Annotated in this window: 22 protein-coding genes; 7 read left to right on the top strand and 15 right to left on the bottom strand. The window is 72.0% G+C overall.

Annotation, left to right across the window (positions count from 1 at the left end; genetic code table 11):
* Positions 1 to 196 precede the first annotated feature (196 nt).
* A complete protein-coding gene (locus tag IO33_RS0109245) occupies positions 197 to 1,561 on the top strand; it encodes a glycosyltransferase family 39 protein (RefSeq protein ID WP_031162363.1) in 1,365 nt (454 codons plus the stop codon).
* A gap of 237 nt (positions 1,562 to 1,798) precedes the next feature.
* Positions 1,799 to 2,827: a phosphatase PAP2 family protein gene (locus tag IO33_RS0109250; protein WP_031162366.1), complete on the top strand. Its 1,029-nt coding sequence runs from the start codon at positions 1,799 to 1,801 to the stop codon at positions 2,825 to 2,827.
* Between the two features lie 190 nt (positions 2,828 to 3,017).
* Here the strand turns inward: IO33_RS0109250 and IO33_RS0109255 are convergent, their stop codons facing one another.
* On the bottom strand, positions 3,018 to 3,233 hold the full coding sequence (locus IO33_RS0109255; RefSeq protein WP_031162368.1) for an I78 family peptidase inhibitor: 216 nt from the start codon (positions 3,231 to 3,233) through the stop codon (positions 3,018 to 3,020).
* A 450-nt stretch (positions 3,234 to 3,683) separates the two neighbouring features.
* Between IO33_RS0109255 and IO33_RS50320 the strand changes: the two genes are divergently transcribed.
* Positions 3,684 to 4,019 carry a hypothetical protein gene (locus IO33_RS50320; RefSeq protein ID WP_031162370.1) on the top strand — a complete coding sequence of 112 codons (336 nt, stop codon included), beginning with the start codon at positions 3,684 to 3,686 and terminating at the stop codon, positions 4,017 to 4,019.
* On the opposite strand, the gene IO33_RS0109265 is transcribed toward IO33_RS50320, so the two are convergent.
* Both IO33_RS0109265 and IO33_RS0109270 read right to left on the bottom strand, forming a co-directional pair.
* Entirely contained in the window at positions 3,901 to 4,941 is a 1,041-nt protein-coding gene (locus IO33_RS0109265; protein WP_031162373.1) for a helix-turn-helix transcriptional regulator, read from the bottom strand. The genes IO33_RS50320 and IO33_RS0109265 overlap by 119 nt on opposite strands.
* 80 nt (positions 4,942 to 5,021) lie before the next feature.
* The gene (locus IO33_RS0109270; RefSeq protein WP_031162375.1) at positions 5,022 to 5,729 is read right to left on the bottom strand and encodes a LysM peptidoglycan-binding domain-containing protein; all 708 of its coding nucleotides are present in this window, start codon (positions 5,727 to 5,729) and stop codon (positions 5,022 to 5,024) included.
* Between the two features lie 539 nt (positions 5,730 to 6,268).
* Between IO33_RS0109270 and IO33_RS0109275 the strand changes: the two genes are divergently transcribed.
* A complete protein-coding gene (locus tag IO33_RS0109275) occupies positions 6,269 to 7,060 on the top strand; it encodes a hypothetical protein (RefSeq protein ID WP_031162377.1) in 792 nt (263 codons plus the stop codon).
* Positions 7,061 to 7,197: 137 nt separating this feature from the next.
* Complete coding sequence (locus IO33_RS0109280; RefSeq protein WP_031162379.1) at positions 7,198 to 7,596, top strand: hypothetical protein; 399 nt, start codon at positions 7,198 to 7,200, stop codon at positions 7,594 to 7,596.
* A gap of 65 nt (positions 7,597 to 7,661) precedes the next feature.
* Here the strand turns inward: IO33_RS0109280 and der are convergent, their stop codons facing one another.
* From der to aroH, 5 genes are all read right to left on the bottom strand, one after another.
* Positions 7,662 to 9,155, bottom strand: coding sequence for a ribosome biogenesis GTPase Der (der, locus tag IO33_RS0109285; protein WP_031162381.1), 1,494 nt, complete (start codon positions 9,153 to 9,155; stop codon positions 7,662 to 7,664).
* A gap of 79 nt (positions 9,156 to 9,234) precedes the next feature.
* Positions 9,235 to 9,942: a lysophospholipid acyltransferase family protein gene (locus tag IO33_RS0109290; RefSeq protein ID WP_245235739.1), complete on the bottom strand. Its 708-nt coding sequence runs from the start codon at positions 9,940 to 9,942 to the stop codon at positions 9,235 to 9,237.
* On the bottom strand, positions 9,900 to 10,595 hold the full coding sequence (gene cmk / locus IO33_RS0109295; RefSeq protein ID WP_031162385.1) for a (d)CMP kinase: 696 nt from the start codon (positions 10,593 to 10,595) through the stop codon (positions 9,900 to 9,902). Before cmk ends, IO33_RS0109290 begins: the two co-directional genes overlap by 43 nt.
* Positions 10,596 to 10,710: 115 nt before the next feature.
* A complete protein-coding gene (locus IO33_RS0109300) occupies positions 10,711 to 11,796 on the bottom strand; it encodes a prephenate dehydrogenase (RefSeq protein WP_031162387.1) in 1,086 nt (361 codons plus the stop codon).
* Positions 11,793 to 12,155, bottom strand: coding sequence for a chorismate mutase (gene aroH / locus IO33_RS0109305; RefSeq protein WP_031162390.1), 363 nt, complete (start codon positions 12,153 to 12,155; stop codon positions 11,793 to 11,795). Before aroH ends, IO33_RS0109300 begins: the two co-directional genes overlap by 4 nt.
* Before the next feature lie 178 nt (positions 12,156 to 12,333).
* Between aroH and IO33_RS0109310 the strand changes: the two genes are divergently transcribed.
* Together IO33_RS0109310 and IO33_RS0109315 are read left to right on the top strand one after the other, a co-directional pair.
* A complete protein-coding gene (locus IO33_RS0109310; protein ID WP_031162392.1) occupies positions 12,334 to 12,816 on the top strand; it encodes a Rieske (2Fe-2S) protein in 483 nt (160 codons plus the stop codon).
* Between the two features lie 22 nt (positions 12,817 to 12,838).
* Positions 12,839 to 13,615, top strand: coding sequence for a nucleotidyltransferase domain-containing protein (locus IO33_RS0109315; protein WP_031162394.1), 777 nt, complete (start codon positions 12,839 to 12,841; stop codon positions 13,613 to 13,615).
* Here the strand turns inward: IO33_RS0109315 and IO33_RS0109320 are convergent.
* The 7 genes from IO33_RS0109320 to IO33_RS0109350 form a co-directional block, all read right to left on the bottom strand.
* On the bottom strand, positions 13,541 to 14,290 hold the full coding sequence (locus tag IO33_RS0109320; RefSeq protein ID WP_031162397.1) for a nucleotidyltransferase domain-containing protein: 750 nt from the start codon (positions 14,288 to 14,290) through the stop codon (positions 13,541 to 13,543). The two genes, IO33_RS0109315 and IO33_RS0109320, sit on opposite strands and share 75 nt — an antisense overlap.
* A 4-nt stretch (positions 14,291 to 14,294) precedes the next feature.
* Entirely contained in the window at positions 14,295 to 15,302 is a 1,008-nt protein-coding gene (locus tag IO33_RS0109325) for an ADP-ribosylglycohydrolase family protein (protein WP_031162399.1), read from the bottom strand.
* 64 nt (positions 15,303 to 15,366) lie between these two features.
* Positions 15,367 to 16,488 (bottom strand): pseudouridine synthase, encoded by a 1,122-nt coding sequence (locus IO33_RS0109330; protein WP_031162401.1) that lies wholly within the window; start codon positions 16,486 to 16,488, stop codon positions 15,367 to 15,369.
* Complete coding sequence (gene scpB, locus IO33_RS0109335; protein ID WP_031162404.1) at positions 16,488 to 17,141, bottom strand: SMC-Scp complex subunit ScpB; 654 nt, start codon at positions 17,139 to 17,141, stop codon at positions 16,488 to 16,490. Before scpB ends, IO33_RS0109330 begins: the two co-directional genes overlap by 1 nt.
* Complete coding sequence (locus IO33_RS0109340) at positions 17,138 to 18,238, bottom strand: segregation and condensation protein A (RefSeq protein WP_031162406.1); 1,101 nt, start codon at positions 18,236 to 18,238, stop codon at positions 17,138 to 17,140. Before IO33_RS0109340 ends, scpB begins: the two co-directional genes overlap by 4 nt.
* Positions 18,239 to 18,256: 18 nt before the next feature.
* Positions 18,257 to 18,805, bottom strand: a complete 549-nt coding sequence (locus IO33_RS0109345) for a hypothetical protein (RefSeq protein WP_031162408.1) — start codon at positions 18,803 to 18,805, stop codon at positions 18,257 to 18,259.
* Positions 18,790 to 19,923: a ParA family protein gene (locus IO33_RS0109350; RefSeq protein WP_078963419.1), complete on the bottom strand. Its 1,134-nt coding sequence runs from the start codon at positions 19,921 to 19,923 to the stop codon at positions 18,790 to 18,792. Before IO33_RS0109350 ends, IO33_RS0109345 begins: the two co-directional genes overlap by 16 nt.
* Positions 19,924 to 20,027: the final 104 nt, after the last annotated feature.

Below are 20,027 nucleotides of genomic sequence, written 5' to 3' on the forward strand. Positions count from 1 at the left end.
CGGCCGGAGAGGAGCGGTGTCTCCGGCCCGCGCGAACCCACGCGGGTGACTCGTCAGCGTACGCGAGTTCGCCACGGGGGCACGTGGCGGACCTCTCACACGCTCGACGGAACCCGTGTGGCGTACGCCACGTCGCTCTCTCCCGACCACGCCCCGGGGGCCAGGACGGTTCCGCCCCCGGTCGATAATCGAGTCCGTGACCGATCTTGACACGCGCGTGACCCCGTCCCGCGCCCCCCTCCTGCGCCGGGCGGCCCCGGCCCTCCTGGGCTATGCGGCGGTCCGCACCCTGGGGCTGGTCGTGCTGGCGGGGTGGAGCGCCGCGCGCGGCAAGAGCGCGCACACCTTGCTCACCGCGCGCTGGGACTCCCTGTGGTACTCGCGGGTCGCCGAACTGGGTTACGGCTACGAGGTGCGGCTGCCGAACGGCGACTTGCACTCCAACCTGGCGTTCTTCCCGCTGCTGCCGTGGCTGGAGCGGTTGCTGCACGCGGCCCTGCCGCTGTCGTACGCGGACGCCGGTCTCGTCGTCAGCCTGCTCGTCTCGCTCGCCGCGGCCTGCGGAATCTTCGCGGTCGCCGAAAAGGTGTACGGCGCCCGGGTGGGGGTCTGCGCCGTCCTGCTGTGGGCGGTGCTGCCGGTCGGGATCGTGCAGTCGATGGCGTACAGCGAGTCGCTGTTCACGGCGCTGGCGGCCTGGTCGCTGTACGCGCTGCTGACCGGCCGCTGGCTCACCGCGGGCACGCTGGCCGCGCTGGCGGGGCTGACCCGGCCGGTCGGTGCGGCGGTGGTCGCGGCGGTGTGGGTGGCGGGCGTGATCTCGTTCGTGCGGGAACGGAGCGCGATGCGCACACCCGGCGCACGCAACGCAGGACACGCCCAGGCGCATACGCCGAGCGCATCTAATGGAGAGAACTCCCCGGCGCACGCACCTGGCGCACCAGAAGGGACACACACCCCAGCGCCCGCTCCAGGCGCATCCGCCACCACCCGCACTCCAGGCGCACAGACCCCAGCGGCCACGCCGGACGCACGGCACACGCCGGACGCCCCGGCGGTGTCCGGCCGGCGCCGTGCGCTCGGCATGCTCATCGCGCCGCTCGGGGCCGCCGGTTATGTGCTCTGGGTCGGGCGGCGGACCGGCCGGGGCCCGCTCGGGTACCTGGACGTGCAGGCCGGCTGGCGCAACGGCTTCGACGGCGGTTATGCGTTCGCTCGCTTCGTGGCCGACAAGTTCACGTCATTTCCGTCCGCCCTCGCCGGCACCGGCCTGATCGTCGGGGTGGCCCTGCTGCTGTGGCTGTACGTGACCGGTGTGCGCCGGCGCCAGCCCGTCGAACTGCTGGTGTACACGGGTGTGGTCCTCGCGCTCGCCCTGTGCGCGTCGAGCTACTTCGGCTCCAAGCCGCGGCTGCTGCTGCCCGCCTTCCCGGTGCTGCTGCCGCTCGCCTGCGCCCTGGCCCGGCTGCGCACCTCCCGAGCGGTGCTGGTCACGGTCGTGTCGGCCCTCGCCGCGGCGGTCTACGGGGCCTTCTGGCTGAACGGCTCCGGTCCGCCATGATCGACATCGCCGGCCGATGACACCCCGGAGAATTCCGCGCCAGGACCGGGTTAACGCATTCATAAGCGCCATATAAACAACGCCCGGCATGATCAAAGGAATTGAACAGAACACCGTGGCGGGATAGCGGAATCGCTGGAATTCGGACCGCGCTTGAGACGTTTCCCACATCACATCGTCATCACAAAGCCCCTGTTTCGACCGGGAACACAGCTCACTCGCTGTAACGTCGATTGGGTGCGTACCGAACGAAACGTCACCCGGCGTCTGGACCGGGTGTTCGCCAGACTCGACCGTGAGCCGGAACGGCCGGCCCACATCGACATGCCAAGGATGAGCCGGCACCGGGTCGTTCTCTTCACCGCGACCCTGGCTTTCTACCTGGCCATCGTGTGGGCCGTGGTGATCACGTCCTGGCTGGTCCGGCTCGACTGGCAGGTCATGTTCTTCCGGCCGTACCAGCAGTGGCCCCAGATCCACGCCTTCCTCGACTACTACGTGGTGCTCGGCCAGCGCGGCCCCACCGCGGTGATGGTCGCGGCGTGGCTCGGCTGGCGCTCCTGGCGCCAGCACACGCTCCGGCCCCTGCTCACCCTGGCCGCCTCCCTGCTGCTGCTGAACATCACGGTCGGCGCCGCCAAACTCGGCATGGGGCGCCTCGGTCCGCACTACGCGACCGTGATCGGCTCGAACGAGATGGGCCTGGGCGGCGATATATTCCCCAGCGGCCACACCGCCAACGCGGTGGTCACCTGGGGCATCCTGGCCTATCTGGCCTCGACCCCGAGAGCGCGCCGCTGGCTGTCGGCACTGTCCGCCATCACGTCGCTGGGCGTCGGCCTCACCACCGTCTACCTCGGTACGCACTGGCTGAGCGACGTCCTGCTGGGCTGGGCCGCGGGCCTGCTGATCCTGCTCGCCCTGCCGTGGTTCGAGCCGCTGATCGCCAGGGCCGAGACCGCGCTGTTCGATCTGCGCGACCGCTGGCGCGCCCGCCGCGGCCGCCCCGTGCCCGAACCGGCCGTCCCGGTCACGCCGGTGGTGCTCCGGCCGCGCGCCACACCGGCCGAGCAGCCGACGCCGGCGCGCGAGCCGGTCGCCTCGACCCGCGCCTCGCGGGGGCTGGCCCATCTGGCCCCGGGCCCGCACACGACCCGTTCGGAACGCACCCCGGTCACCCCGGCGGGCAGCCGCCGCCCCCCGCACGCCGACCACCGCCTGCCGCGCGGCACCACCCAGCCGGCCCGGCCGCTGACGGGCGGCTGACCGCGGGAACGAACACGGGGCCCGGTACGCACCACTGCCCCGCACCACGACGAAGGCCCCGTACTCCGCGGAGGGAGACGGGGCCTTCGCCGTGCCGGGCGCGGGGAGCCGCGCGACGAGCGACGACGGCCCCACGGAGGGGCGACGACCGGCCCCGGCACGTGCGCCGCAGGCCGGACCCGGCAGGGCGTCAGCCCTTCCAGGCGCGGGCCACCCGGCCCTCGCGCACCTCGAAGTTCAGCCGCCCCGCCCGGTACTCCATCGTGATGACCGCGCCCGGCGGCAGCGACCGTACCGTCGGCCAGCCGCGCTCCCGCGCGAGCCGCTCGGCGTGCGCCGCGTCGAGGCCGACGTACCCGTCCGGACTGTCCTGAGGCTCCGCTGGCGGAGTGGGAATCGGTACCATGCCGCCACGCTACCGCGCAGCGCAGGGTAAGAGTCCTATCAGACTCCCGTCACACTTCTGTCACAGCTTCCCGGCCGGCGTACCCCTCGAACTCCTTCACACGTACGAGGGTTTCCGTAGGGCTCAGCGGTGTAATCCCAGACAATTCACGTGTCGCGCAGCACCGCTTCGAATTACTCCGCGAAAAGTTCCGCAGCGCCGTTCCGGACGCCGCCCTGAACGGGATTCCCCGGCCAATCCGGAGTCGTCCCGGGGCAGCTGACGCCGCATAGGAATTTCACGGATCCGGCACACGACCGCCGTACACCTCCGGGAGGAGCAGGCGGCCCCGCGCGCATCATGGCGCCTGCTCGCGGGTACGCGTGCCCCGGGCTGGGGCGGGCCCGGACGCCGGATGCGGAGGGCGAGTGAGCGAGGGGGGCCGAGACCGTACGGGCGCCGGCAGGACCGGTGGGCGGCAGGAACCGGGCCGGACGGGTGGTGGTCGACTGGCTCACCACCACCGACCACAAGAAGATCGGGCATCTGTATCCGATCACGGCGTTCGGCTTCTTCCTGGCCGGCGGGGTCATGGCGCTGCTGATGCGCGCCGAGCTGGCCCGGCCGGGGCAGGACGGCCGCTCCCTGGAGTGGGCGACCTCCTGCCCGCCGCCCCGGCACAACTTCGTCACGCTGCCCCGGATCCGCTCGGAGTCCCCGGCGTTCGACCTGCACCACCCGCAGTACGCGGGGCAGGCGCCGCGGCCCGGGCCAGAGCCGCGTCGAGCCGGTCCCGGATCCTCGTGATCGCCTCGGTCAGCTCGGCGGGCTCGATGACCTCGAACGGGAAGCCCAGCATCATGACGTGAACGACCATCAGGTCCGGGTTCGCCGCGCCGGAGCGCAGGACGCACGCGTCCGCGCCGTCGGCCTCCAGCGTGCCGGCGGACGGCGAGATCCGCTCGGCGGCCTCGTGCAGCGGCACCAGCAGCCGCACGGCGGAGTGCGTGGCGTACGCGCGCGTGGAGACGCCCTTCGAGACATAGGCGGCCAGGTCCTCGGCGGGCGGCTCGCGCGGGGTGAAGCGGGGTCCGTGCGGCGGTCTGGGGGTGATCCGGTCGACGCGGAACGTCCGCCAGTCCGCCCGGTCGACGTCCCAGGCGACCAGGTACCAGCGCCGCTCGCTGCACACCAGCCGGTGCGGCTCGACGGTACGCCGGCTGGCGGCCCCGTCGTGGCTCCGGTACTCGAAGCGCAGCCGCTCGGCGTCCCGGCACAGGTGCGCGAGTTCGGTGAGCAGGGCCGGGTCGACCGGCGACACGGCCGGACCGCCGCGCAGCATCGGCACGGTGAAGGCGTTCAGGGCGCTCACGCGGCGGCGCAGCCGGTTCGGCAGCACCTGCTCCAGCTTGGCGAGGGCGCGTACGGAGGTCTCCCCGATGCCCTCGATGCCCTGGCCCGCGGCGGTGCGCAGGCCCACGGCCACGGCGACGGCCTCGTCGTCGTCCAGCAGCAGCGGCGGGAGTTCGGCCCCCGCGCCCAGCTGGTAGCCGCCGCCGGTGCCCGGGCTGGCGTTGACCGGGTAACCCAGCTCGCGCAGCCGGTCCACGTCCCGGCGGACCGTGCGCGGGGTGACGCCGAGCCGGCCGGCGAGTTCGACCCCGGACCAATCGCGGTGGGCCTGGAGCAGCGACAGGAGGCGTAGAAGGCGTGCCGAGGTCTCCAACATGGGTGCGAGTCTGCCAGGGGATGCGGACAGCCACTGTCCTCGATGGGGACAGTGGCTGTCTCGGGCGGAGCCGGCGCGGCTCAGAGCGCGAGGCGCTGGCCGGGCACGATCAGGTCGGGGTCGTCGCCGATGACCTTCTTGTTGGCGGTGTAGACCCGCTGCCAGGTGGTGCCGTGCCGGGCGGCGATGGCGCTGAGCGTGTCGCCCTCGCGGACGGTGTAGTCACCGCGGGAGGCGCTGCGGCCCGTCGGAGCGGCCGGGCGCTGCGGCGTCCTGGCCGGGACGGACTTCGTCGGGGCGGACCGGGCCGGCGCGGACTTCGGCGGGGTGGACTTCGTCGTCACGCCCTTCGAGGCCGCCGTGTCGGAGGAGCCGCTGTGCGCCGCCGCGGGTGCGGCACCGAAGGCTCCGGCGCGGGCCGAGCAGACGGGCCAGGCGCCCCAGCCCTGGGCGTGCTGGACCTTGGTGGCGACGGCGATCTGCGCGCCCTGGGAGGCCTGGTCGGCCGTCGGGGCGTAGGCGGTGCCGCCGTACGCGCGCCAGGTGCCGGCGGAGAACTGGAGCCCGCCGTAGTAGCCGTTGCCGGTGTTGATGTGCCAGTTGCCGCCGCTCTCGCACTGGGCGATGCGGTCCCATACCCCGTTGTCCGCCGCTGCGGCGTTGCCGGTGGCGGCCAGCAGACCCAGCGGGGCCAGCAGGGCGGCTCCGGCGAGCGCGGCCGTCGTCCGGCCCTTGCGGGCGCTGTCGTGACGGGCGGTGCTGCGGGTGGTATCGGCACACTCGGACATGTAATTCCCTCTCCACGAACCCGGGCTCCCCCGGGCGGAGCACGCCTCGCCGCGCAGGAGCGCGGTTGCTCGTGCCCGCCCCGTCCGCGTGGCCGGTGCCGGCGGTGGTGCCGTGCCGGTGCCGGTCGTCGGACGTACCCGAGCGGTGCTCGTTGCACACGGCGGAGGAATGTAGGGAGGTCGAGCGGCCGGAATCAACCAACTGCCCGTCCTTCCAGGCCAGTTGCCCGTTACCGCGAGTATCAGCAATTTTCGGCCACCCACTACATGCGCTGTTTTCCTGATTTATCGACCAACGACGGAAGCGATCTGTGACCCACTTCACCCTGTCAAGTTCCTTGACGTGGCAAGGAGTTGACCGTGAGTGGCGGAATCCGCACACAAGGTGACCGTGTGCGCTGGTTGGTTCGAACCGGTTGTCGCCGGGGCGTGACCCCCACCACAGGACGCCCGTTGTCTTCTTCATGAGCCCGGAACCCCGGGGCTCATCGGCCGGGAGCCACCCGGCCGACCCAGCACAGCATCCCGAGGGAGCCACCGTGCCGCGCATGCTCGACGTCAGCGACGCCGTACGCGCCGAGATCGGCGACGAAGAAGCCGACCGGCTGCTCGCCGGAGAGAACGCCCCGGGCAGTTACGACTGCACGTCCTGCCGCACCCCGGGCGACTCCGAGCAGGAGCGCACCAGCACTGTTCTGTTCGTCGGCGACGAGACCGCCGTCCTCGCCTTCGCCCACGCCAGCTGTCTGCCCTCGCAGGTCGTCCAGGTCACCGAGGAGCAGCTGCAGGGCGCTGTCCGCTCCATCGGCGGGATCGCCGGCGGGGCCGCCGCGGGCGGGCCGCGGCAGGCGGCGGCCGAGCAGGCGGTGCTCGGCGTGACCAGCGGACTCGTCCTGGTCGAGGGCGAGTTGCACCCGGCGCTGGTCGTCGAGCCGACCTCGCCGATCGTGCGTCCGGGCACCACCGGGGACGGCGACGACTTCCTTCCGCTCCTCATCGAGCAGGGGTTCATGCCGGTGACCGAGCTGACGTCGGTGCCGCCGGTGCTGCACGGCTGGTCGGTGCTGCTGGCCGCGGGCCAGCTGCACGCGGTGCTGCAGCCGTCGACGGGCGGCGGGCAGCCGGTCGCCTGGTGGCAGGCGCACCAGCCGCTGCAGGTGACGGACAGCTGGCGGGCCGCCGCCAACAAGCACCAGCAGGTGCTGATGTTCGCGGCGCCGGTGGGGTCGATCGGGCGGCAGCCGCGGGAGGACCTGCTGCGGGACTCCCTCGACAAGGCGGCGGCGAACGGGAAGCTGGTCGCCGCGGCGCTGCCTCTCGCGGGTACGTGATCTTCTCACCCGCGGGGCGGGGCGCTGTGGTGCGTGGGCGGCCGCGGGTGGTACGCGGTTGTTCGCGCGGTTCCCCACGCCCCTAAAGGCATGCTGCGGGACCGCATCCCTTTAGGGGTGCCGTCGTTTGGACATACGTGCACGCATATGACAGTTCTCCCCGCCGGTCATCGTTCTCCTCCATTCCCTCCGCCCGGACGGGGCAGGAAGGGGCTGGTGGTGCCTCGGCCACGCCGATCTACGACTCGCTCTACGCGGAGTGGGTCAAGAGTTTCCGCACGCTGCCGGGCGACCGGAGCGGGGAGGAGGGGCTGAGGTTCAGCCCCTTCGGTCAGCTTCCGGACCGCACGGGCGGCTACGGCGGGCACCGGGCGGGGTCGTTCAGCAGCTCGTACAGCGCCTACAGCGCGGGGGCCTACAGCGCGCGGCAGCAGTCGCAGTGGCAGCGGATCGGCACGCTGGGCCGGCAGCAGCACGACACCGGGATGCAGCATGTGCCGGCGGCGCTTCCTCCGGGGCCGCGCCGGGGCGTGTGACCGGCGCACGGTGAAGGGCGGCACCTGGTTCTCCAGGCGCCGCCCTTCACGTCGTACCGCTGTTGCTACTTCTTCTTCGCGCCGCGCTTCTCGCGCACCCGCACCGAGATGTGGATCGGGGTGCCCTCGAAGCCGAACTCCTCGCGCAGCCGGCGCTCGATGAAGCGGCGGTAGCCCGCCTCGATGAAGCCGGAGGCGAACAGGACGAACCGCGGCGGCTTGGTGCCGGCCTGGGTGCCGAACAGGATGCGCGGCTGCTTGCCGCCCCGGACCGGGTGCGGGTGGGCCGAGACCAGCTCGCCGAGGAAGGCGTTCAGGCGGCCGGTGGGGACGCGGGTCTCCCAGCCGGCGAGGGCGGTCTCGATCGCCGGGACCAGCTTCTCCATGTGGCGGCCGGTGCGCGCCGAGACGTTCACGCGCGGGGCCCAGACGACCTGGCCCAGCTCGGTCTCGATCTCCCGCTCCAGGTAGTAGCGGCGCTCCTCGTCGAGGGTGTCCCACTTGTTGTAGGCGATGACCATCGCGCGGCCCGCCTCGACGGCCATGGTGATGATCCGCTGGTCCTGCACGGAGATGTTCTCGGAGGCGTCGATCAGGACGACCGCGACCTCCGCCTTCTCCACGGCCGCTGCCGTGCGCAGGGAGGCGTAGTAGTCGGCGCCCTGCTGGAGGTGGACGCGCTTGCGGATGCCGGCGGTGTCCACGAACTTCCAGGTCTTGCCGCCGAGTTCGATCATCTCGTCGACCGGGTCGCGGGTCGTGCCCGCCATCTCGTTGACGACGACGCGCTCCTCGCCCGCGACCTTGTTCAGCAGGGAGGACTTGCCGACGTTCGGGCGGCCGATGAGCGCGATGCGGCGGGGGCCGCCGATCGCGGTGCCGAAGGACTGCTCGGGCGCGCTCGGCAGGACCTCCAGGACGGCGTCGAGCATGTCACCGGTGCCGCGGCCGTGCAGGGCCGAGACGGGGTGCGGCTCGCCGAGGCCCAGGTTCCACAGGTAGGCCGCGTCGGCCTCGCCGCTCGGGCCGTCGACCTTGTTGGCGCACAGCACGACCGGCTTGCCGGCCTTGCGCAGCAGCCGGACGACGGCCTCGTCGGTGTCGGTCGCGCCCACCTTTGCGTCCACCACGAAGACGACGGCGTCCGCCGCCTCGATCGCGTACTCGGCCTGGGCGGCCACGGAGGCGTCGATGCCGAGGACGTCCTGCTCCCAGCCGCCGGTGTCGACGACCTTGAAGCGGCGGCCGGCCCACTCGGCCTCGTAGGTGACGCGGTCACGGGTGACGCCCGGCCGGTCCTCGACGACCGCCTCGCGGCGGCCGATCATCCGGTTCACCAGGGTCGACTTGCCGACATTGGGGCGGCCGACGACGGCGAGCACGGGCAGCGGACCGTGGCCCGCCGCCTCGATGGCGCCCTCGACGTCCTCGATGTCGAAGCCCTCTTCCGCGGCGAGCTCCATGAACTCCGCGTACTCGGCGTCGCCGAGAGCCCCGTGGTCGTACTCGTGCGCGCCCTCGTACGCGTCCGAGCCGTCGGGCTGGATCTGGTCGTTCATGAAGTCCGTACCTCGTTCGTTCGTGGTGATCGGTGGATCGCCCGGTTTTCTCCCGGCTGATCCACTACTCAAGTGTCGCCTAGCGCCCGGTCAGGCGCCTGGCGTTTTCCAGGTGGCTGGTGAGCTGCTTCTGAATCCGCTCGGTCGCCTCGTCCAGCGCCCTGCGCGTACGCCGTCCACTGCCGTCCCCCGCGTCGAAGGGGTCGCCGAAGACGACGTCGATGCGCGAGCGCAGGGGCGGGAGTCCCTTTATCAACCGTCCGCGCTTGCCAGCGCTTCCCAGGACGGCGATGGGCACGATCGGCGCCCCGCTGCGGACCGCGAAGTAGGCGAGCCCGGCGCGCAGCGAAGCGAAGTCGCCGTCGCCCCGGGTGCCCTCCGGGAAGATGCCCAGCACTCCCCCGGCCTCCAGTACGCCGAGGGCCCGGCCGATCGCCGTGCGGTCGGCCGCGGCGCGGTCCACCTTGACCTGGCCGATGCCGGTCAGGAAGGGGTCCAGCGGGCCGATGAAGGCTTCCTTCTTGATCAGGAAGTGCGTCGGCCGGGGGGCCACGCCCATGACCATCGGGCCGTCGATGTTGTGGGAGTGGTTCACCGCGAAGATCACGGGGCCGGTGGCCGGCACCTTCCAGGCGCCGAGCACCCGCGGCTTGAACAGTCCGTGCATCAGGCCGACGCCGATGCGCCGGCCGACCTCGGCACCCCGTGCGGAGGGAAGGGCGTCCTCCCCGCGTGACGGAAGGCTCACTTCCCGGCCCGCTTCTCCTCGACCAGGGTGACGACGCACTCGATGACCTGGGCGAGGGTGAGCTCTGTGGTGTCCACCTCGACCGCGTCGTCGGCCTTGGCGAGCGGCGAGGTCTTGCGGCTGGAGTCGGCCGCGTCCCGCTTGATCAGCGCCTCACGGGTGGCGTGGACGTCGGCGCCCTTCAGCTCGCCGCTGCGGCGGGCCGCGCGGGCCTCCGGGGAGGCGGTGAGGAAGATCTTCAGGTCGGCGTCGGGGAGGACGGTCGTACCGATGTCACGGCCCTCGACGACGATGCCGCGTTCCGCGCCGGCGGCCAGCGAGCGCTGCAGCTCGGTGATCCGGGAGCGCACCTCGGGCACCGCGCTGACCGCGCTGACCCTGGAGGTGACCTCCTGGGTGCGGATCGGGCCGGCCACGTCGATGCCGTCGACGGTGATGGTCGGCTTGTCCGGGTCCGTGCCGGAGACGATCTCCGGCTTGCCGGCGACGGCCGCGATGGCGGTCGGGTCCTCCAGCTCGATGCCGTTGGTCACCATCCACCAGGTGATCGCCCGGTACTGGGCGCCGGTGTCCAGGTAGCTCAGGCCGAGCTGCGCGGCGACGGCCTTCGACGTGCTCGACTTGCCGGTGCCGGAGGGGCCGTCGATCGCGACGATCACGGGCCTGGCGGTCGGGGCGGCGCCGTTTTCCACGGAGGGACACCTTCCTGGTGCGGTGCGGGCGGGATGCGGGGAGCGAGAGCGCCCTGCACAAGGTTACTGGGTGCGGGTCACTCGTCCGGACGCACACGGGATCCGCCGGCGGTCACTACTGCCGCAGAGCCCACCCGCGCTCACGGAGCGCCTCCTTCAGCACGGCTGCCGCCTTGGGCTCCACGGAGAGCTGGACCAGACCGGCCTGCTGCCCGGTGGCGTGCTCGATGCGCACGTCCTCGATGTTGACCCCGGCCCGTCCCGCGTCCGCGAAGATGCGGGCCAGCTGGCCGGGCTGGTCGTCGATGAGCACGACGACGGTCTCGTACACCCGCGGCGCGCTGCCATGCTTGCCGGGTACCCGCACCTGGCCCGCGTTCCCGCGGCGCAGCACGTCCTCGATGCCGGCGGTGCCCTCGCTCCGCTTGGCCTCGTCGGCGGACTGCAGGGCGCGCAGGGCCTCGACGGTCTCGCCCAGGTCGGCGGCGACGTCGGAGAGCAGGTCGGCGACCGGCCCCGGGTTCGCGGACAGGATGTCGATCCACATGCGCGGGTCGGAGGCGGCGATCCGGGTCACGTCCCGGATGCCCTGCCCGCACAGCCGTACGGCGGCCTCCTCGGCGTGCTCCAGGCGTGCGGCGACCATGCTGGACACCAGGTGGGGCATGTGCGAGACGAGGGCGACGGCGCGGTCATGGGCGTCGGCGTCCATGACCACCGGGACGGCCCGGCAGTGGGAGACCAGCTCCAGGGCGAGGTTCAGCACCTCGGTGTCGGTGTCCCGGGTCGGGGTGAGCACCCACGGGCGGCCTTCGAAGAGGTCGCCGGTCGCGGCCAGCGGGCCGGACTTCTCGCGGCCGGACATCGGGTGCGTGCCGATGTACGCCGTCAGGTCGAGGCCGAGCGCCTCCAGCTCGCGGCGCGGGCCTCCCTTGACGCTGGCCACGTCCAGGTAGCCGCGGGCCACGCCCCGGCGCATGGCGTCCGCGAGGACACCTGCCACGTGCGCGGGCGGGGCGGCCACGACCGCCAGGTCGACGGGGCCTTCGGGGGCCTCGTCGGTGCCGGCGCCCAGCGCGGCGGCCGTGCGGGCCTGCTCGGGGTCGTGGTCGGCGAGGTGGACGACGACGCCGCGCTGGACGAGCGCCAGGGCGGCGGAGGTGCCGATGAGGCCGGTGCCGATGACGAGTGCGGTTCTCACTGGGCGATGTCCTTGCGCAGGGCGGCCGCGGCGCCGAGGTAGACGTGGCTGATGTCGGCGCGGGGCCTGTCCGACTCGATGTGCGCGAGGATCCGCACGACCCGGGGCATGGCGCCCTCGATGTCCAGCTCCTGGGCGCAGATCAGGGGCACGTCGACGATGCCGAGCTTGCGGGCGGCCGCGGCCGGGAAGTCGCTGTGCAGGTCGGGAGTGGCCGTGAACCAGATGCTGATCAGGTCGTCGGTGGTCAGCCCGTTCCGCTCCAGGACCGCGGTGAGCAGGGCTCCGACCTGCTCGTCCATGTGTCCGGCCTCGTCCCGCTCCAGTTGGACGGCCCCCCGGACCGCTCGTACCGCCACGGCGCTGCTCCCTGCTGACGTGCGGATCTGTTCTTGGTCCGTCCAGCGTAGTCAGCCCGCGCGGACACGGCGTGCGGCGCCCGATCGCTGAGACGATGCGGATGTGCCGGTATGCACCGGTTCAACCCTTTGTTCTTCAACGGACCCCTGTCCTTCAACGTCTGTACGGAGTGCTGACATGAACCAGCCCGCGACGCGGCGCACGGCTTTGGCGACGGGCGCGGCGGCGCTCGCCGCGGGATGCGTGGGATGCGGCGGCAGCAACGGCAAGAGTTCCCCGGTGGCGTCGTCTGCGAAGCCCTCGTCTCCGGCGCCCGCCTCCCCGGCCCCCACCTCCCCGGGCTCCGGGTCACCGGTCTCCGGCTCCTCCCACGGGAAGGACCTGGCGCAGACGAGTGACATCCCGGAGGGCGGCGGGAAGATCTTCAAGGAACAGAAGGTCGTCGTCACCCAGCCGAAGAAGGGCGAGTTCAAGGCCTTCTCGGCGATCTGCACCCACATGGGCTGCACGGTGGGCACGGTCGCGGACGGCACGATCGACTGCCCGTGTCACGGCAGCAAGTTCCACATCGCCGACGGTGCGGTGGCCCACGGCCCCGCGACCAAGCCGCTTCCGAAGAAGACGATCACGGTGGAGGCGAATTCGATCCACCTGACCTGAGGGGTCCGCGTACGCTCCCGGCATGCAGCCCGAGACCCTGGTACGCGACCACACCGTCTACGCCTGTGTCATGGGTTCCCGGGCCTTCGGTCTGGCGACGGACACGAGCGACACCGACCGGCGGGGCGTGTTCCTCGCCCCCACCTTCCTGTACTGGCGGTTCGAGAAGCCGCCGACGCATGTGGAGGGGCCGGGCGAGGAGCAGTTCTCCTGGGAACTGGAACGGTTCTGCGAGCTGGCGCTGCGGGGCAATCCGAACATCCTGGAGTGCCTGCACTCCCCGCTCGTGGAGCGCATGGACGACACCGGCCGGGAGCTGCTGTCCCTGCGCGACGCCTTCCTCTCCCGGCAGGTCTACGGCACCTTCACCCGCTACGCCCTCGGCCAGCGCAGGAAGCTCGACGCCGACGTCCGCACGACGGGCGCCCCGCGCTGGAAGCACGCCATGCACCTGCTGCGCCTGCTGATGTCCGCCCGCGACCTGCTGCGCACCGGCGAGCTGCGGATCGAGGTCGGTGACCAGCGGGAGCCGCTGCTCGCGGTGAAGCGGGGCGAGCTCGCCTGGGCCGGCGTCGAGGCGTGGATGGCCCGGCTGGGGGCGGAGACGGAGCGGGCCCTGGACCACAGCCCGCTGCCGGCGGAGCCGGACCACGCACGCGTGGCCGACTTCCTGTTCCGGGCACGCCGGGACTCAGCCGTGCGGACGCACGCCCGCCCCGGGGACTCAGCCGTGCAGACGGAGCCGTATGACGAAGTCGTGCAGGGCGTCGTACGCGGTGGGCGCGTCCGGGAGGGATGAGGCGGCCTGGGCCTCGTCGAGCAGGGTGTGCAGCCGCTCCACGTCGGCCTCCACGCGCGCGTGCTCGATGTCGGCCGCCCCGTGCTCCCGCTCACCCTTGGCCGCTATGAGGTCCGGCACGTAGTCCGGTGCGCCGACCAGCTCCAGGAGCGTGGGCAGGTGGGCCTGGACCTCGCCGCTGCGCATGAGGTGGATGCCGGTGAGCAGCACCCGGAACGTGTAGAGCAGCGGCTTGAGTTCGCCGGTCTTCTCGAACAGCCGCCACTGCGTCAGCGCGAAGCCCCGGTAGTGGTGGGCGTGGTGGCCGGTGAGGACGCCGGGCACGAGCGCGGCCAGCTCGCGGTGCGCCTCGGTGGTCCGCACGACCAGAGGCGAGAGGAGCTGCTCCAGGACATAGCCGTTGCGGCGCAGCATCAGCCGGACGAACTTGCGCAGGTCGTGGGTGACGAGGTCCAGCTCGACGCCGTAGCGCACCCAGGTCCGTGAGCGGGTCTCCTCCGGCTCGCGCAGTCCGACGAGGTCGGCCGCGGGAAGCAGATGGACGCCCCGCAGGTCCACGTCGGAGTCCTGCGAGGGGAAGCCGTACAGATGGGCTCCGGAGACGGTCGCGAACAGCAGGGGGTCGGGCTGTTCCGCGACCACGGGTGCGAGGTCGATGTCGAGGTCTTCGATCATGGGGCTAAGCGTCCCAGAGCGCGCCCAGCGCCAACAGGTCCCCCCGGTACTCGATCCGCCCGGTCCAGTCGGCCGGCCAGGCGTCCGCGCCCAGCCAGGCGCCCGCGAAGGCGCCGGTGAGGCAGGCGATGGAGTCGGAGTCGCCGGAGGAGCAGGCGGCCCGGCGCAGGGCGGTGACGGGCTCGTCGGGGAAGAGCAGGAAGCACAGCAGCCCGGTGGCGAAGGCCTCCTCGGCGATCCAGCCCGCTCCGGTGGCCAGGCACGGGTCGGTCTCCGGCGAGACGGTCCGCACGGCCTCCTGGAGCCGCTCCAGGACCGCCAGGCACTCGTCCCAGCCGCGTGCGACGAAGTGCTCGGGGCTGGGGTCCTGGGACCGGATCCACAGGTCGCCGAGCCAGGTGTGGTCGTACCGGGTCCGGTGGTCGAGCGCGTACGAGCGCAGCTGTCCGACGAGTCCGACCGGGTCGGCGCCCTGGGCGAGCAGGCGGACGGCGTGCGCGGTGAGGTCGGAGGCGGCGAGCGCGGTGGGGTGGCCGTGGGTGAGGGCGGACTGCAACTGGGCGGCGCCGGACCGCTGTTCGTCACTCAGGCCTGGGGCGAGCCCGATCGGCGCGACCCGCATGTTGGCGCCGCAGCCCTTGGAGCCGATCTGACTGGCGTCCTGCCAGGCCCGGCCGTCCTCCTTCAGCAGGGCGCACGCGGTCAGACAGGTACGGCCCGGGGCGCGGTTGTTCTCCGGCGAGTGGTACCAGTCCACGAACTCCTCGCGCAGCGGCCGCTCCAGCCGCTTCGGGGCGAGGTGACCGCGCTCCATGGCGGTGCGGAGTCCGCGCCCGAGGGCGAGGGTCATCTGGGTGTCGTCGGACACGAAGGCCCGCTTCGGCAGCTCCATCTCCCGCCAGGGCCCGCACTTGGCGAGGATCGAGGGCACGTCGTCGAATTCGGTCGGGAAGCCCAGGGCGTCCCCGAGGGCGAGGCCGATCAGTGCTCCGGTCGCCGGCTGCTTGGACATACACCGTCCCCCTTTATCGTCATGGTGACAATAAAGGGGGACGGTGAACGGCGCAAGGCGCGGTCTAGAGATCGACTTCCTTCATCAGCATGCCGACCTCGGTGTTCGACAGACGGCGCAGCCAGCCCGACTTCTGGTCGCCCAGGGTGATCGGGCCGAAGGAGGTGCGGACCAGCTTCTCGACCGGGAAGCCGGCCTCGGCGAGCATGCGCCGCACGATGTGCTTGCGGCCCTCATGCAGGGTCACCTCGACCAGGTAGTTCTTGCCGGTCTGCTCGACGACGCGGAAGTGGTCCGCGCGCGCGTAGCCGTCCTCCAGCTGGATGCCGTCCTTCAGGCGCTTGCCGAGGTCGCGCGGGATCGGGCCCACGATCGCGGCGAGGTAGGTCTTCTTCACGCCGTACTTGGGGTGCGTGAGGCGGTGCGCCAGCTCGCCGTGGTTCGTGAGCAGGATGACACCCTCGGTCTCGGTGTCCAGCCGGCCGACGTGGAAGAGCCGCGTCTCACGGTTGGTGACGTAGTCACCGAGGCACTGGCGGCCCTCCGGGTCCTCCATGGTGGACACGACACCGGCGGGCTTGTTCAGCGAGAAGAACTGGTACGACTGCGTCGCGACCGTCAGGCCGTCGACCTTGACCTCGTCCTTCTCGGGGTCCACACGGCGGCCCTGCTCCAGCACGATCTCGCCGTTGATCTCGACCCGGGCCTGCTCGATCAGCTCCTCGCAGGCGCGCCGGGAGCCGTAGCCCGCGCGCGCGAGCACCTTCTGCAGCCGCTCGCCCTCCTGCTCGGCGCCGGGGAACGTCTTGGGCAGCTTGACGTCCTTCTTGCCCGCGTACCGCTCCCGGTTGCGCTCCTCGACCCGCGTCTCGTACTCGCGCGAGCGGGCCGGCGCCGAACGGTCGCGCCCGGCGCCCTGGCCCTGCCGGGGGCCGCCCTTGGCGCCACCGCGCGCCGAGGCGCCCCGCCCGGACTTCGGGCCGGACTGGGTGGCGCCGGGACCCACGTCGTAGCGCCGCTCCTCCGGACGCGGCTTCTTCGGCCGGCCGCCCTGGTTGTCGTCACGGGAGTTGCCGGCGCCGCGGTAGTTACCGCGGCCACCACCGCTCCCGCCGCGGCCGCCGCTGTTGCCACCACGGCTCCCGCCGTTGTTTCCGCTGCTGTTCCTGCCGCTGCTGCTTCGCATCAAAGTTCCGTCTTGTCGTCTGCGTCCTCGGAATCCGGGGCGTCCGGATCGAACGACGGTACGCCTTCCTGGGTCTCGGCTTCGATCGCCTCCGCCTCCGGGAGGAAGGGCGCGAGCTCCGGAAGCTCGTCCAGGCCACGCAGGCCCATCCGCTCCAGGAAGTAGTTCGTCGTCCTGTACAGGATCGCACCTGTTTCGGGTTCCGTGCCCGCCTCCTCGACCAGACCGCGCTGCAGCAGGGTGCGCATCACACCGTCGCAGTTGACTCCGCGTACGGCGGAGACGCGGCTGCGGCTGACCGGCTGGCGGTAGGCGACCACCGCGAGGGTCTCCAGTGCCGCCTGGGTGAGGCGGGCGGTCTGGCCGTCCAGGACCAGCCGCTCGACGGCCGGCGCGTACGCGGCGCGCGTGTAGAAACGCCAGCCGCCGGCGACGAACCGCAGCTCGAAGCCGCGGCCCTGCACGGCGTACTCGTCGGTCAGTTCCCGCAGCGCGTCCGCCACCTGGCGTTTCGGCCGCTCCAGCAGCCTCGCCAGGTGCTCCTCGGTCGCGGGCTCGTCCACGACCATGAGCATCGCCTCCAGGGCGGGCTTGAGGTCGAGACCGGCCACGGCCCCCAGCCCGGCCGGTACCTCCGCGGTCTGCTCGCTCATGGCTTCTTCTCCTCCTTGGGCGGCTCGGGCGGCCGGTCGAACTCGTCGGTGACCATCGGGGCCGTGTCCGCGTCCCCGCCGGTCCAGCGCACGAGCAGCTCCCCGAGCGCGGTCTCCTGCTCCAGGGCGACGGCCTTCTCGCGGTACAGCTCCAGCAGGGCGAGGAACCGGGCCACGACGGTGAGGGTGTCCCCGGTGTCCTCGACCAGCACCCGGAAGCTCGCCTCGCCCAGTTCCCTGAGCCTGGCCACGACGATCCCGGCCTGCTCCTGCACGCTGACCAGCGGGGCGTGGATGTGGTCGACGTAGACCCGGGGCTTGGGCTTGGGCTGCATCGCCTTGACCGCGAGTCTGGCGAGGCCCTCGGGGCCGATGGTGATGACGACCTCGGGCAGCAGCTCGGCGTGGTGCGGTTCCAGGCCGACGGTACGGGGCCGGCGGCGGGCCTCGTCGTCGAGGCGCTGGTTGAAGATGTCGGCGATCTGTTTGTACGCGCGGTACTGCAGCAGCCGCGCGAACAGCAGGTCCCGGGCCTCCAGCAGCGCGAGGTCGGCCTCGTCCTCGACCTCGGCGGCGGGCAGCAGCCGGGCCGCCTTCAGGTCCAGCAGCGTGGCGGCGACGACGAGGAACTCGGTCGTCTGGTCGAGGTCCCAGTCGGGTCCCATGGCCCGGATGTGCGCCATGAACTCGTCGGTGACCTTGGAGAGGGCCACCTCGGTGACGTCCATCTTGTGCTTGGAGATCAGCTGGAGGAGGAGGTCGAAGGGGCCCTCGAAGTTGGCGAGCCGGACCTTGAAGACGCCGTCACGGGGTTCTCCGGGTCCGGGAACCGCAGGGGGTCCGGGAACCGCGGGCTCTTCGGCAACCGCGGGCTCTTCACGCCCCGCGGGCTTCTCCGGCACCGCGGGCTCTTCAGGCACCGCAGGCTCCTCCGGTACCGCGGGCTCCTCGGACACCGCGCCGGGCGCCTCGTCCGGTTCCGCCCCGCCGGGCTCAGCCGGGCCCGCGACCTCGACCGGCGAGGCCCCGGGGCCCCGCCCCAGCGCACGCCGACGGCCGGTTCCGGCGCCGGGGAGGGGAACGTCCTTCGAGGTCATAGCCCCCGCAGGCTACCCCTACCGCCCCCGCAGCCGCCGTACCAGGATGCTCGCGTCCCCGCGGGACTCCAGGTCGGCCAGGACCACGGCCACCGCCTCCCGCACGATCCGCCCGCGGTCGACCGCGAGCCCGTGCTCGCCCCGGAGCACCAGACGGGCGTGCTCCAGGTCCATCAGCTCCTCGGCCGACACATACACCGTGATCTTCTCGTCGTGCCGCTCGCGCCCACTGGGCCGCCGCGACGCCGCCCGCCCCCGCTTGCGCGGCTGAGCGGCGCCAGAACCTTCCTGCGCCGCCTGCCGCCGGGACGGCCGGGTACGGGACTCGCCGGCGTCGGCGGGTTCCGCCTCCGCCGCGGCGTGCTCCGCGCCCTCTCCGTCGCCGCCCTGGACGGGCACCGACTGCGGTGCGTCCTCGCCGGCGGCCATGTCGTCGCTCTCCCCCGCGGGAGCCGGCACCCGGGCCTCACCGCCTGCCGCGCGCCGGGGAGTCGACGGCTGAAGTGCCATCCCCCCTGTCGTACGGAAGAGTTCGTCGGCCCCGGGCAGACTCACTCGGCGTGACACCGGGCGAGCACCTCCCTGGCGAGCTGGCGGTAGGCGGCGGCACCGACGGAGTTGGAGGCGTAGGTGGTGATCGGCTCGCCGGCGACCGTGGTCTCCGGGAAGCGGACCGTGCGGCCGATGACCGTGTGGTACACGTGGTCGTCGAAGGCCTCGACCACGCGGGCCAGCACCTCACGGCTGTGGACCGTGCGCGAGTCGTACATCGTGGCGAGGATGCCGTCCAGTTCCAGGTCGGGGTTGAGCCGCTCCTGGACCTTCTCGATGGTCTCGGTCAGCAGGGCCACACCGCGCAGGGCGAAGAACTCGCACTCCAGCGGCACGATCACCTTGTGAGCGGCCGTCAGTGCGTTGACGGTGAGCAGGCCGAGCGAGGGCTGACAGTCGATCACGATGTAGTCGTAGTCGGGCATCAGCGGCTTGAGCGCCCGCTGCAGGGTCGACTCGCGGGCGACCTCCGAGACCAGCTGGACCTCGGCGGCCGACAGGTCGATGTTGGAGGGCAGCAGGTCCATGTTGGGGACCGCCGTCTTCAGCAGGACCTCGTCCGCGGACATACCCCGCTCCATGAGCAGGTTGTAGACCGTCAGGTCGAGTTCCATCGGATTGACACCGAGTCCCACCGACAGCGCGCCCTGCGGGTCGAAGTCCACGAGGAGCACGCGCCGGCCGTACTCCGCGAGCGCGGCACCCAGGTTGATGGTCGACGTCGTCTTGCCGACGCCGCCCTTCTGGTTGCACATCGCGATGATCTTCGCGGGGCCGTGGTCGGTCAGCGGGCCCGGGATCGGGAAGTACGGCAGCGGGCGCCCGGTCGGGCCGATGCGCTCGCGGCGCTGGCGGGCCGCGTCGGGCGCGAGCGTGGCCGCGTACTCGGGATCGGGCTCGTACTCGGCGTCGGGGTCGTAGAAGTGCCCCTCGGGCAGTTCGTCGTAGTCGGCGAATTGGTTGTGGGGCGCGCCACTTCCGTCGCCGGCCATGGCGTTCACGTGATGGCCATCCATGCTCTGGTGTGCTGTCCGGGCGGTCTGCGGTCCCGGACTCTGGTGGGCTGCGAAGGTGCGCACAGCTACGGAGCCGACAGCCTCGAATCCCGCGGAGCCCTGGCCCCGTACAGGCATTCCTGGTTGACCACCCCCGGGAGAAAATGTCGACTCATTCACAAGTCGTCTTACCTCCTTGGTGACCAGGAAACTTCTAGACAAGGTCAGCGTGGCACCATGCC

The sequence above is a fragment of the Streptomyces durhamensis genome (assembly GCF_000725475.1).
Lineage (GTDB): Bacteria > Actinomycetota > Actinomycetes > Streptomycetales > Streptomycetaceae > Streptomyces > Streptomyces filipinensis.